This is a genomic window from Psychrobacter sp. KFRI-CH2-11 (genome assembly GCF_038239325.1).
Lineage (GTDB): Bacteria > Pseudomonadota > Gammaproteobacteria > Pseudomonadales > Moraxellaceae > Psychrobacter > Psychrobacter celer.
In genome coordinates this window covers 2,834,869-2,848,138 of sequence record NZ_CP151283.1, presented here as the reverse complement: position 1 = coordinate 2,848,138, position 13,270 = coordinate 2,834,869, and the positions used below count along the sequence as shown (strand labels likewise).

Genomic DNA, 13,270 nt, shown 5'->3' with positions numbered 1-13,270 from the left:
TGAGGTAATAAAAAAAAGGTGGGCGTAAAGCTCACCTTTTTTTGTTTGGGATTATTTGAAAGGACCTATAGTAATCTTAGTTTAGGCTTAGTATTCTCACTAATCAAATTGAACGTTATATCGTCTAAAATTTGAAACCCAAAATCAATATTCTCATAAAAACTTCTACCTTCTTTTTCCAAAAGAACCTTAATAATCTTATTTAATAAAATAGGTTTTTCACGTTCAATAGGGTCAGGCTCTGATTTATTATATCCTAGCTTACTAAACTCGATACAATTAGAACGATAAAGCCAATCAGTTAATAATCTGTTTGTATGTAAGTTATAGTTCATAGCTGCAAGAGATACTTTCCAATATTTTTTATAGCTTATAAGATTCGGTAGGTTTAGATTGTTTGGAGCCATAGCGACAAATGCTTCTTTCGGCATTAAAAAGCTGGATGCAAATCTATCAGCTTCGTGCTCTTTGTCTTTCATGTTTTCAAGTACATTTTTATCATCACTATGTAGAACTAGGTGACCAAGTTCATGAGCCGCATCGAAACGCATTCTTTCTGCTGACTTTGCTGTATTCAAAAATATTATAGGTTGTCCATCATGATAAAAAGAAAATGCATCAACCTCTTTTACTTCCATAGGTAAACGAAATACTGCAATGCCATGTGATTCAAGCAATGCAATAATATTTTTAATCGGTAGAACACCTAATTGCCAATCACCACGAAGTGTTAAAGCAGCTTTCTCAGGCTCATTAACTAAAGTGTCAATGTCGAAACCTTGAAAAATAGGGAGATTAGAGATCTTTTTATCAAAATATTCTAAGGTTTGAATTGCAAATTCACTATAAGCACGCGCAGAATTTCTGTATCGAGCCTTTATGCGCCTATATGAACGGAAGAATATCTGCTCATCTATTACTTGTGTTTCGAAAGTAGAGTTAAAGAAACTAAAGGGTAATCTTAATGACTCACTCAATATCACTACTTTTTCAAAATCAGGAACAGAAGTCTTTTTTTCATTCAGATAGTTTGAGATGGTAACTTCAGTACAAGACAAAATATTTGCTAAATCTTTATTAGTCTTACCCTTCAAATCCTTCGCTATTTTTAAACGGCGCTTATTGAATTCAAAGCTACTCTTCATTACTCGCATTTTTATACCCAATTTCAAATGAGTCTTCATTTACTGAATCGTCAGCAAACTCACTCATGTATGACTGAACCTCATTTTCTAAATCTGAAGAAAACATTAATCTACAGTCATGGTCGATTGGAAAAAATTTTCCATCATCCATTTCTATATAAGACATTGGTCTTGCTAGTTCATAAATTAGACTTGGAGCATCATCTTGGTAGATTTCATGTTTTCTAGATGGATAGTATAAGATCCAAGTTTCTAGCTTTCCGCCAGTCATATTTCTATACTTATTTACATCAATCTTATGTTTGGTTTCAATGCCTTTTGAACAGTTTGAAGATATTGGCAAGTCCATATTGCCCAAGGCATCATTACTAGACATAATAATAATTTGAATGTTATTACCAATGATAGTTAAGGTAGGTTGGCCTTGATCTCGGTTGAACTCAACTTCATTAGAAATAAGCTGGAGAGCTATATTTTCTCCAATGTCACCCCAGCGTGCTATACCGCTTGCGCAATTCACTGTAGTCTTCATATTGAAGTTTTGATCAGCTTTTTGTATAGCGTCAAATACAACTTTCGGAGTAAAACCAAATTTTTCTTTCAGCACTTCGATAGCTTCTTCATTATTTATGAGTTCACCGTCTTTGTTACGGCTATTTAAATCACTGAACATCTCATACTGCGGTGCTTGGTACGTCATATCTATCTCATCCATGTTATTTTTATAAATTATAACATCATTCAATGTAGTAAAAAATAAAAATAATGAGATAGGTTAAACTTTTTATGATTTACTTAATTATCCAAATCACGCTATTTATTTTCTCTCTGAGCCTCAGCGATCAACTCATGAATCCTAGCGCTTTCTCTTAGCACACAAGCCTCATAAGCCGACAGCTGCTCAGGCTCTTGTTCTTTTTGCTTTTCTTGCTCCTGCTCTTGTTTGGCTTTTTCTTCTAGGTATTTCTGTAGCTCGTCTTGTTCATTTTTCTCATTGTATTGTGAGTTAGTCATGGTTTATGTCTCCTAATGTGTTTATCACTTAATAAAAGTCATCACGACCAGCATACTTTTTATTTAATGCCCTTAAGATAGCATAAGTCTCCAAATCCATCTCGCCCGTTGGTCGCTCTGGGCGAAAATGTAGCTGAAAGGCATAGACGACATCTCGGCTGGCTTTGTCCCACGCGTCTGTGTCATTGATTTGATAACCGTAATCACGAAACGCTTGCTTAATCTCGGGTATCGTCGCTGCGGCAAAGGCGTCTGGATGCATAAAGAACTGCTTATCAAACTCATCATACCAAGCGCCAACGCCGTACTCTTTATATAGATGCTCCCAAGGGAACTTGGCACCGGGGTCGATTTTACGGGACGGCGCTATATCAGCATGGCCGACGATGTTTTTCGGCGGGATGTCATAACGCTTGGCAATATCTTGCACCAGCTCGGCGACTTTTTTAATCTGTAATTCATCAAATGCCACAAAATGCTCGTACGGATGATAGTCGAGCGCGCCATTGTTTAGAGTGTTGCGATATTCAGGCTTGATGCCTGCATTGACAATCTCGATGCCGATGGAGGTATCGTTAAGTATCGTCCTACCGGCAAACCCGCTGTCGCCTGCATGCCAAGCGCGCTCGCTCTCATCTACCAAGCTATAAATCTTATCATCGCGTGTCTCCAAAATCAGATAGTGGGCGCTGACTTGACCGGTGGTCAGGGTTTTTATCGAGCGCTCATTGTCTGAGACGGTGTAGTGCAGGACGATGGTTTTAATGCGCTGGCTTTTGCCCGTAGCTTGATAACTGGTGCTATCAATGACATAACGCGGCGTCGATGTTGCCACGCAGCCGCTGAGTGGCAGGATCATGCACAGAGCCCATGCGAAAGGTTTTACCATGTTTGGCCTATTTGAAAGTTTTTGCTTTTACAATAATGATGTACTCTTAAGAATGCATTCTAAGGCGTGGCCTCAATCCAATCGACTGTCATTTAACACAGTCAGCTAAACGGCTTATAAATGGCTAAATCTGGCCAAGTGCTGTCAAACGGCAATTTGTCTCATTTTTATCCCTATTTTTCAAATGAGGGCACGCCCTAGTATAAGGCTTTTGCGTATTTATTTTTTCAACCATTATGATTGGTATTGCTATCTGTTTTTTAGGTCGATGGGCGATCAGCACTGTGTGTCTTGATGGTATCTTGTCGTATTTTTTTGGCCAAAACGGTCTTCCAGCTATCCTCCAAGCACTCAATCGCCAACCACGGCTCGATCACCTTGGCATCATACTTTTCTTTTGAATTGGACAACTGCCATAGCGTTTGGAGCGTCGCAAAGGGATAAGGACGCTTGACCAGATAGACAGGCAAACCTGCATCGACCATCCCATCGCGCACCACCTGAAAGTACCAGCCAGCGATGCCTTGTTTGCTTACCCATGCCGCGATGTTGGGCACTTTGGTAAACTGGCCGATTTGGTCGTTTATTTTGTAGCAAGGACGGCGTGGCTGGACGATACGCAGCTGGAGGCTGGCAGTATTCTCTATTTCACCATACTGAAAAACATCACCGATACAGACGCTAGACTCTTCCATTTCAGGCAGGTCATTTACTGCTTCAGTGATTAGGTTTTCGCCGAGTGTGCCGACCCGCACGTTAAGATCAAACGCTGTATTGATCTTGGTATAAGTGGCGCGCGGCAGCTGGTGCACCGCTTTTAGCGGGCCGCCATGATGCTTACGATCGGCTTGTTCGTCTGTGGTCAAGCCCATAAAGTCAACGGCGACAGGGGCGCTAATCGGTGCTTTGTCAATTGCGCTCATGGCTTCGCGGGCGAATGGCATGGCTTTGCCTGCGCGCACCTCTATCAAGGTCGCGATATGCAGCGGTAACGGGTGATTAAAATCTGTATGAGCGTTTGGGGTAGCGGTGTTGGCAATGGCAGTACTCATGGCGTGTCCTAGCAGATAATTATCTGGAGATAAAATGGTTTTATCATGACACCATAGTAGCGCAAACGCGGCGCAGTTGCAGTCTTGTTGACCAAAACCCAAAAAAAAGACCAGACGGGTTCGCTGATCTTTTTTGTATCACTTGCATTAGCCTATATAAGGCAGTCGGCTAATATAAGTCGATATATATGCGTCTGTAGAAAAGACAGCTGGTGGCCGTAGATTAATTGCGGCGACCGGCTTTCTTTTCGCGCGGGGTAGCGACCAGCTCAGCTAGGCTCTCAGGCGATGACCACAGACCCTCTAGGTCATAAAACTCGCGGGCTTGCGGGGTCATCATATGCACGACGACAGCCCCTAAGTCGATCAAGGTCCAATCCGAGTCGTTACCGCCTTCACGGCCAAGTGGCATAAAGCCTGCTTGCTTGACTTCGGCTCCGACGCTGTCAGCCATCGCGCGGACATGGCGCTTTGAGGTACCGTTTGCGATGACGATACGCTCCATGACATCGGTTAGGCTCTCTACATTCATCACGGTGACGTTTTTTGCCTTCATGTCATCGAGGGCGCTTTCTACAATGGCTAAGCATTCTTTTAAACGGTCGTCAGTCATGGTATTGGTCATAAATTTTCATCTCTTAAATCGTAAATATATAAAATAAAATGTTAAAGCATCCGTCTGCCTAGGACGACATTATGTCAAAGTGGCTATTATGTCAAAGTGGCTATCAAGCCAGTAATCCAACCATTCGCCAAAACATCAGTCAGCGTATCAGCGGTCAAGTCCTAGAGAGGCGAGCGTGGCAAAATAACAAAGATAAGGCGATTTTAACGGAATTGCGCCGCAGAATATAGCTGATGGGCGATAATATAATGATAAACAGCAGGATTTAGCCATTTAGCGAGTGGATCGGGCGGGTTCATAATAGCATTGATAGCGGATGCTGCGGTCATTTGCTCGTCTATAACTGGCTTGGTATGGTTGCCAGCCGCGCTATCAGGCACCGCTTCGCTATCACCACGGGGCTGCTGCTGTAGCGTTTGCCGTATCTGCGTGCTGGAGATGGCTGCTACTTGCCGCATGTCTATATAAATGCGGCCAGACGCTGGGTTTTTCAAGATGGCCTGCTCTATCGTAGGGTCTGTAGGCGTTTGAATAAAAGAAGGCTGAGAGATAGGCTGGGTCAATGCCGCTGGCGAGTCGGTGACTGCTGCCTGCAAAGGTGTGGGCAGCCAATATTGTAGCGCTAGTCTAGTGTTACCCATATCAGGGACTGACATACTATCGCGATAAAAGACCCACAGATGTACATAATCGGTCAACTGTAGCCCATCTTGCCATTTATTCAAACTGCGGGCGCTGTCCATACCCATGATAAATATCAAGCTGTCGGCAGGATAACGCTGGCGCAAAGTGCGCACGCTATCGATGGTATAGACAGGCGGCGGCTGCCAAATCTCAAGCTCATCTATGTATAGTGGCGTGTCTTGTATCGCCAGCTTTAGCATGGCCAAACGATGCTTAGGATCGCTGCTTTGGCGCTTGAAGGGTGAGCGCGCATTGGGCAACAACGACACATAAAGCGCGCGCTGCTGCGCTTGGGCGAGTGGTAGCAGGCTTTGATAGACTGCCATCGCCATCTGTACATGCCCGCGATGGACAGGGTCAAACGAGCCGCCAAGATAGGCGCGAATGGCAGGTGCAGGTTGCGCAGGTTGCAGGGCAGTATTTGACATAGATAAACGAATAAAAAGCGGATAAAAATGTAGTGGCTCAAAGACGTGAGATGAACTATAGCATCATTGTGAGAGTGTGGCAGCAGATGTCATGAAAAGCGCACTATATTTGCTTAAATCTCACTAATAAAAAAACCGACCATCAGTATGACAGTCGGTTAAATAACAGAAAAAATAAAAGACAGTACTACGTAAGCCAAGCGATGATTAAATCAAGTCGCTATAGGCTTGGATGGCGGTCAGGGCGATGGTATAGATGATATCATCGACCAGTGCGCCGCGAGATAAGTCATTTACCGGCTTGTTGAGGCCTTGTAGCATGGGGCCGACGCTGACCACATTGGCACTACGCTGTACGGCCTTATAAGTGGTGTTGCCCGTGTTTAGGTCTGGGAAGATAAAGACATTGGCTTGACCTGCGACCGGTGAGTCGGGCGCTTTTTGTTTGCCGACACTCATCACAGAGGCGGCGTCATACTGTAGCGGGCCATCGACTTTTAGCTCGGGTGCCCGCTCGCGGACGATTTGGGTGGCACGCGTGACTTTTTCCACATCCGCGCCGCTCCCTGATGAGCCAGTAGAGTAGCTGATCATGGCAACTTTTGGGTCGATACCGAAGGCGGCGGCCGACTGCGCTGACTGAATAGCAATCTCGGCGAGCTCTTCGGCATTTGGGTCTGGGTTGATGGCGCAGTCACCATAGACCACCACTTGCTCAGGCAACAGCATAAAGAACACCGACGATACTAAGGAGTATTGCGGTGCGGTTTTGATGAGCTGAAAGGCAGGGCGCACAGTGTTTGCTGTGGTATGAATAGCACCAGATACCAAGCCGTCGACTTCGTCTAGCTGTAGCATGATCGTCCCTAAATAGACCGTGTCTTTTAGGTATTCGGCGGCCACTTCTGCACTGGTCTTGCCTTTGCGCCGCTCGACGACAGCAGCGATATATTTGCTCATATCAAGGCTATCGGGATCGATGATTTCAAGGCCATCAGGAATGGTCAGATCGCGGTTTTTGGCCACTTGCTCGACATCGGCGCGCTTGGCGAGCAGCACACAGTTGGCGATACCGCGGCTTTGACAGATGCAGGCTGCTTCGACCGTACGCGGCTCCGCGCCTTCTGGTAGGACGATGCGTTTTTTGGCATGTTGGGCTTTTTTGACCACTTGGTGACGAAACGCAGAAGGCGACAGGCGCGGCTCATGGTTTTGGCTAAAGTACGTCTTAATCCAGCTCAAATCTAGGTGCGCGGCCACATAACGCGCCACTTCATCAGCGCGCTCGGTGTCGTCACTTGGAATCTCAGAGCTCATATGTACAAGACTTTGTACCGTCTCGTAGCTGTCGGACTCGACACTCATGACCGGGATGCCCGTTTTGAGCGCCGACTGCCATAGCTCAGCGACGGTGGCACTTGGCTCGACGCCGCCTGTCAATACCAGTCCTGCCAGCGGGATACCATTGATACAGGCCAAGCCTGCAGCCAATAGCAAATCATCGCGATCGCCTGGTACGACGATCAGAGTGCTGCGTTTAAACACCTCGTCGACACGTGACACCGAGCGTGCGGTGAGGCTAATGCGGGTGATGCGGCGCGATTTGGCTTCGCCGACGTTGAGCCACTTGGCATCAAGCTCGGTGGCGATATCCCACGTGCGGGGCACAGACAGCGAGTCACTAAACGGCACTACCCCGATCAGGCGAAATGCATCGGTATTAAAAGTAGGGGAGAGGCGCTGCACCTCTTGCATAAAGGTGTCATCTAAGCTGACGATGGCCTCGCCTGGTGCGACGGGCTGCGTCTCAAAGGTGTTTGGCACGTCGTGTACGCGCATCAAAATCACCCCAAGGGTGCGGGCGTTGACGATACCGCCGAACTCGCGCGCGTGCACATCGATTTTATCTGCCAAATGCGCCGGATTTTTGGTGTCGGCCGTGCTGACAAAGATGATTTTGGCATCGAGTGCATGTGCGATGGCACGGTTGATCTGTGAGGCATAAGAGGTTTCTGTGGTTGGCACCAGACCTTCACAGATGACCACGTCATGATTGTCGCCAATCGTATGATAATTGACCACCACTTCTTCCATCAAATCGTCTAGGTTGTCATCACCCAGCATACGCTCAACGCGCTGACGGCTGATCGATTTTGGTGGATTGAGACCAAAAGCATGCATGGTCAAAGCGCTGGTACTGTCCAAGCTATGCTGCTTATCAAAGGTATCATCTTGCAAAAACGGCTTCATAAAGCCGGCTTTGATACCGTTATAATCAAAAGCGCGAATCAGGCCGAGCGCCGCTGATGTCACACCGATACCGCGACTAATGGGAACAAGTAAAATGGTTTGCATAGTGTATCCTACGGTTTATTGTATTTTTAAAGCGTGTTCATCCTTGCCAGAATGAGTCAAATGCCGCGCTTTTTGATAGCGATCATCGAAGGCACGGACAAAAACGCTGACAAACCCATCCTAACGACGGATCTGTCAGCAGACAGAATCTAGGTGAGGCTCAAGGCTTCACGGGTTTCTTGAGCGATGCGGCATTCTTCGTCCGTTGGGACGACCCAAAGCTCCAGATGGCTGTCCTCTGCGTGGAAACTGCCTTCGCTACCGCCAAACAGCCCTGCGTTTTTGTTGGCATCGACCTTGATACCAAAATGACGCATCACTTCTAAGATACGAGTACGCGTGGTGACCGAGTTTTCACCGATACCACCGGTAAAGACGATACCCGTCAGCTCAGGCAGCGCACAGCTTAAGCTGGCCAGATACTTACCCACGCGGTAGCAGAACATCTCGATAGCCAGTTTGGCATCTTGGTGGCCTTCGTTGGCCGCTTCTTCGACTGTACGCAGGTCGTTCGATAGCCCTGAGATACCCAGTAGGCCACTTTCGTTATTGAGCATCGCATCGATGTCTTCTAAGCTCATATCGAGCTGGCGCTTTAGGTGCATGTGCAAGCTTGGGTCGACATCGCCACTACGGGTGCCCATCATCAAGCCCTCAAGCGGGGTCAGCCCCATGCTGGTATCCAGACTCTTACCATCATAGACGGCGGTCGCCGAGCAGCCGTTGCCCAGATGGGCGGTTAGCCAGCCATGCGGGCCTTTTGTTTGAGTGATTTCACTGGCGCGCTCTGAGACATAGGCATGAGAGGTGCCATGAAAGCCATAACGGCGGATTTTATGCTCTTCGTAGAGGGCTTTTGGTACCGGGTAGCGAAATGCCACCGGCGGCATGGTTTGGTGAAAGGCGGTATCAAAAACCACCACCTGCGGAATCTCGGGGTAGATGGCTTGTACCGCTTCGATGCCCAAAGCGTGAGCTGGGTTGTGTAGCGGGGCCAATATTTTTAGGCGTTTGACTTCGTCTAAGACATGCTCGTCGACACGTACCGCTTCTGAGTACTCGCGGCCACCATGGACCACGCGGTGTCCGACAGCGATAAAGTGATATTGCTCTAATAACTCAAGGATTTTTTGTAAGGCCAGTTTGTGCCGGCCGCCTGGGATAGAGATTTCTAGCTTATCGCCATTGATGGTGGTGTGTTTGATACGGGCGGTGTCAAGGCCTAAGTTTTCGGCCAGCCCAGTAATACGGATAGAGTTATCTTCGCTGATGAGGGCGTATTTGATAGAAGAAGAACCGCAGTTGAGGACTAAGGTAGGGTTGGTTAGGGTGGATGTTTCTGCGTTTTGGTCGTAAAAATTGGGATTTAGGCTGTCGCTCATACTTTCTCTATCCTTAGATGGTTTTTGTTAAATGGTGACTCAGCAAATGAGTCGCGGGGTAATACACAAAAACCAGCGATATCCAAGCTGACATAGGTCAAGCAAGCATATGGCTGATTTGAGGTATCCTTGGCTGTCACGGTCGTTCAGTGTGTGTTGAGTTGCCCGCTAGCACCCAAACACAGTCGCAAGGTCCGTCTATAATGTAACACATTTTTGTGGCTATACCATGATAACTATCAGGGTTAAAGCCATAAATCGTTGCTTGGCAAATACAACTGTACACCGAGTGTAGTCAATGTCTATCGAGCGTTAACACAAAAAATAGCAGCCAATAAAAATTGTAAGAAAGTTTGTCTAAATCAGGATAATGCGCTTTTTTGTGCTTAAAAACTGTCCGTTTGTCCGCCAGTAAAACGATGAGGAATTTATTACCCTATCATATTCAGTATAGGGGGCGCTTTATGTCATAATGCGATTACCCAATCCGCCCATGGACGCTTTTTTGGCGGACTCATTCGCTTATTTATAGTCGATTCTAAATAAAACAGATACGTTATATTTCGACGCAGAGCTGGTATAAATTTTTTTGGCGTGCTGTGCCTGCGCAGACAGATGCGGCGCAAAATTCATCCCAGTCGCACTGTATCAGTTTTTATACTGAGCTCACTATATATTGTTATATATCATACTGTTATATACACCATTATCGGTCATTCACATAGGTCATTCACGCTATGCTTTTTACTCGCCGCTCGACTCATCTCCAGAACGCACCCAGCGCAGTCGCTCATCGCCGCGCCGGCCTTTCTTCTATGAAGCCAGTATTTATCATGAGCGCCGTATCACTGCTGGTTTTGTCAGGCTGCGGGCAAAAGGGCGGCCTGTATCTGGTGGATGATAGTCACCAAACAGTGCAGCAAAGCACAGAGACGCTCGGCAGTACCAGCCATCCGCAAGATGCCGCCTTTGCTGGTATTGATGATGATAAGTATCAGCCGCGCCATGATTGGCAGCTACCAGCGCCCAGTACCGATCCCAACGACTACTAAGGCAAATGACCAAACTAGTAAGTTATGAATTCACTAAGCAACTAGCAACTAGCAACTAGCAACTAGCAATTAAGCATCGCAGGGTAGCCGCTCTTAGTACAAGCCAGCTTGTGAGCTTGATTGTCTCGGTGTCCACACTGTTATGGCAGTGTTTGGGAGTCGTTTATATGCTAGCCATACAATCTTCGATAGGGCTGTTGCCGCGCTAGTCGTGCATTTTTGTCCTTGCCATCTTCTTAATACCTTGATCAATGTAGAGATATTTATATGAGTCATTCTGAGCAAAAAATCGGCGAATCCGTCACTACCCATACCGCACAAGGGCTGTATATCGACCCGCAGGCGTTAACCGCCCATCTGCCTGCGCTGGATTATCGCGATGGCGCACTGCATATGGAGCAGGTCAATATCGATGAGGTGGTCAAGCACTACGGCACGCCATGCTATGTATACTCCAAACAAGCAATATTGGACGTTTATCACGCCTATAGCAAAAGCTTTGCCAGCGTAGAGCATCAGATATGCTACGCCGTAAAAGCCAACTCAAACCTTGCGGTGCTAGGGGTGCTGGCACAGGCGGGCGCTGGGTTTGATATCGTCTCACGCGGCGAGCTGATGCGCGTACTGGCAGCAGGGGGTAGGGCTGATCGCGTGGTATTCTCAGGCGTCGGCAAAACCTATGGCGATATTGAGTATGCCCTCACCCAAGGTATCGGCTGCTTTAACATCGAGTCTATCAGCGAGCTTGCGTTGATCAACGAGGTAGCAAAGACGCTGGATAAGCCTGCACCGATCTCTCTACGTGTCAATCCAGACGTCGATGCCAAGACCCATCCATATATCTCAACGGGCCTAAAAGACAATAAGTTTGGTGTCGCGCACCAAGAAGCGCTCGCGGTCTATCAGCAAGCCGCGACTTTGTCGCATATCGAGATTGTCGGTATTGACTGTCATATTGGTTCGCAGCTGACAGAAGTGGCGCCTTTTGTAGCGGCATTAGATAAAGTCATTGAGCTGATACAGGGTTTACATGATAACGGTATTGAGCTGCGTCATATCGATTTGGGCGGGGGCCTCGGCGTCCGCTATATCGATGAGATGCCAGTATCTATCGAGGACTTTGCGCAAGCGTTACTGCCTAAGCTGAGTGAGCTGGGATTGACAGTGTTTTTTGAGCCGGGCCGTAGCATCGTGGCCAATGCTGGTGTACTGTTGACCCGAGTTGATGTCCTCAAGCCGACAGCGCACAAAAACTTTGCCATCGTCGATGCGGCAATGAATGATTTGATCCGTCCAGCGCTCTATCAGGCTGAAATGGCAGTGATACCAACTGTGCTGCCAAGCGCTGGTATCGAGACGCCTGATACCCAAGCGTGGGATATCGTCGGCGCTATCTGTGAGACGGGCGACTTTTTGGCAAAAGATCGTCTGCTATCCTTACAGACAGGCGATACGCTGGCCATCACAGGAGCGGGGGCTTATGGCTTTACCATGAGTAGTAACTACAACTCACGCCCGCGAGCCAGTGAAGTCATGGTAGCGGACGGGCGTCATCAACTGATTCGCCCGCGCGAGACAGTCGAGGCGCTCTATGCAGATGAGCAGCTGTGGCAGGATGCGCCCTAGCCTGTATGGCCGAACTGATGACGATAATTGGGTATTTAACGGTGATAATTATCATTGTATCTGACAGCGTGCTAATATAACGCATACATAAAAATTAGGATAGGATATCAAGGGTATGCTAATAGAATTTACAAAAATGCATGGTCTGGGCAATGATTTTATGGTCATCGATTTGGTGACCCAGCGCTTAGATCTCACCAGAGAGTTGGTGCAATTGTTGGGCGATCGTCATCTCGGTATCGGCTTTGATCAGTTATTGGTCGTCGAGCCGCCTATGCGTCCTGACGTGGATTTTAGCTATCGTATTTTTAATACCGATGGTACAGAGGTAGAGCAGTGCGGCAATGGCGCGCGCTGCTTTGCCCGTTTTGTGCAGGCACGAAAGCTATCATTTAAGCAGCGTCTGCGTGTCGAGACGGCCAGCGGCATCATCTCGTTGACCACCGACCGCTACGGCTGGGTCGAGGTCGATATGGGCAAGCCCAAGTTTGAGCCAGCCGAGATTCCCTTTACCCCAAAAGCCACCACCAAGATTCAAAACGCCTATCATCTCGATGTCGATGGCACGCCTGTGCAGCTTTATGTGGCCAATATGGGCAATCCCCATGCGGTAATCAAGGTCGATGACGTCCTAAGTGCTGATGTCGAGATGTTAGGTAAAGCCATTGAGTCGCACCCTGCTTTTCCAGAGCGGGTCAATGTCGGCTTTATGCAAATCATGAATCAGCGGCACATTCGCTTGCGTGTCTATGAGCGCGGTGTGGGCGAGACCCAAGCGTGTGGTACAGGTGCCTGTGCGGCGGTGGCCGTCGGTATTCGTGAAGGCTGGCTCGACGAAGGCGAAGAGATACGCGCGCAGCTATATGGCGGTAGTATGATTATCAAGTGGCAGCCTGGTTATTCGGTGATGATGACCGGCCCGACGGCCTTTGTCTACGAAGGAGTGTTTAGTCCGGATGGGCTGATGGCGCAAGCGGGTATCAAACCAAGCTCTGAGGGTTAATAAAAACTGCCCAGC

The 13,270-nt window shown here is 47.7% G+C and carries 13 protein-coding genes; 4 read left to right on the top strand and 9 right to left on the bottom strand.

Annotation, left to right across the window (positions count from 1 at the left end; genetic code table 11):
* Nucleotides 1–65: 65 nt before the first annotated feature.
* From AADH33_RS11800 to rsfS, 6 genes are all read right to left on the bottom strand, one after another.
* Nucleotides 66–1,145 carry an XRE family transcriptional regulator gene (locus AADH33_RS11800; RefSeq protein ID WP_348548997.1) on the bottom strand — a complete coding sequence of 360 codons (1,080 nt, stop codon included), beginning with the start codon at nt 1,143–1,145 and terminating at the stop codon, nt 66–68.
* A complete protein-coding gene (locus AADH33_RS11795) occupies nt 1,135–1,845 on the bottom strand; it encodes a hypothetical protein (protein WP_348548996.1) in 711 nt (236 codons plus the stop codon). The genes AADH33_RS11800 and AADH33_RS11795 overlap by 11 nt, the downstream gene beginning before the upstream one ends.
* A 113-nt stretch (nt 1,846–1,958) precedes the next feature.
* Nucleotides 1,959–2,159 carry a hypothetical protein gene (locus AADH33_RS11790; RefSeq protein ID WP_348548995.1) on the bottom strand — a complete coding sequence of 67 codons (201 nt, stop codon included), beginning with the start codon at nt 2,157–2,159 and terminating at the stop codon, nt 1,959–1,961.
* 28 nt (nt 2,160–2,187) lie between these two features.
* On the bottom strand, nt 2,188–3,018 hold the full coding sequence (locus tag AADH33_RS11785) for an N-acetylmuramoyl-L-alanine amidase (RefSeq protein WP_348548994.1): 831 nt from the start codon (nt 3,016–3,018) through the stop codon (nt 2,188–2,190).
* A 290-nt stretch (nt 3,019–3,308) separates the two neighbouring features.
* Complete coding sequence (locus AADH33_RS11780; RefSeq protein ID WP_348548993.1) at nt 3,309–4,100, bottom strand: MOSC domain-containing protein; 792 nt, start codon at nt 4,098–4,100, stop codon at nt 3,309–3,311.
* 223 nt (nt 4,101–4,323) lie between these two features.
* On the bottom strand, nt 4,324–4,725 hold the full coding sequence (gene rsfS, locus AADH33_RS11775) for a ribosome silencing factor (protein ID WP_348548992.1): 402 nt from the start codon (nt 4,723–4,725) through the stop codon (nt 4,324–4,326).
* A gap of 71 nt (nt 4,726–4,796) precedes the next feature.
* Here rsfS and AADH33_RS11770 point away from each other — a divergent pair, with 71 nt between their 5' ends.
* Nucleotides 4,797–4,955, top strand: a complete 159-nt coding sequence (locus tag AADH33_RS11770) for a hypothetical protein (RefSeq protein ID WP_348548991.1) — start codon at nt 4,797–4,799, stop codon at nt 4,953–4,955.
* Here the strand turns inward: AADH33_RS11770 and AADH33_RS11765 are convergent.
* From AADH33_RS11765 to AADH33_RS11755, 3 genes are all read right to left on the bottom strand, one after another.
* Nucleotides 4,929–5,837 carry a nicotinate-nicotinamide nucleotide adenylyltransferase gene (locus AADH33_RS11765; RefSeq protein ID WP_348548990.1) on the bottom strand — a complete coding sequence of 303 codons (909 nt, stop codon included), beginning with the start codon at nt 5,835–5,837 and terminating at the stop codon, nt 4,929–4,931. The two genes, AADH33_RS11770 and AADH33_RS11765, sit on opposite strands and share 27 nt — an antisense overlap.
* 207 nt (nt 5,838–6,044) lie before the next feature.
* Nucleotides 6,045–8,192 (bottom strand): phosphate acetyltransferase, encoded by a 2,148-nt coding sequence (gene pta / locus AADH33_RS11760; RefSeq protein WP_348548989.1) that lies wholly within the window; start codon nt 8,190–8,192, stop codon nt 6,045–6,047.
* 149 nt (nt 8,193–8,341) lie between these two features.
* The gene (locus AADH33_RS11755) at nt 8,342–9,574 is read right to left on the bottom strand and encodes an acetate/propionate family kinase (protein WP_348548988.1); all 1,233 of its coding nucleotides are present in this window, start codon (nt 9,572–9,574) and stop codon (nt 8,342–8,344) included.
* Nucleotides 9,575–10,311: 737 nt separating this feature from the next.
* Between AADH33_RS11755 and AADH33_RS11750 the strand changes: the two genes are divergently transcribed.
* The 3 genes from AADH33_RS11750 to dapF all read left to right on the top strand — a co-directional run bounded on the left by AADH33_RS11750 (nt 10,312) and on the right by dapF (nt 13,255).
* Nucleotides 10,312–10,626: an LPS translocon maturation chaperone LptM gene (locus AADH33_RS11750; RefSeq protein ID WP_348548987.1), complete on the top strand. Its 315-nt coding sequence runs from the start codon at nt 10,312–10,314 to the stop codon at nt 10,624–10,626.
* Between the two features lie 267 nt (nt 10,627–10,893).
* Nucleotides 10,894–12,252, top strand: coding sequence for a diaminopimelate decarboxylase (lysA, locus tag AADH33_RS11745; RefSeq protein ID WP_348548986.1), 1,359 nt, complete (start codon nt 10,894–10,896; stop codon nt 12,250–12,252).
* Between the two features lie 115 nt (nt 12,253–12,367).
* Entirely contained in the window at nt 12,368–13,255 is an 888-nt protein-coding gene (gene dapF / locus AADH33_RS11740; protein ID WP_348548985.1) for a diaminopimelate epimerase, read from the top strand.
* Nucleotides 13,256–13,270 lie beyond the last annotated feature (15 nt).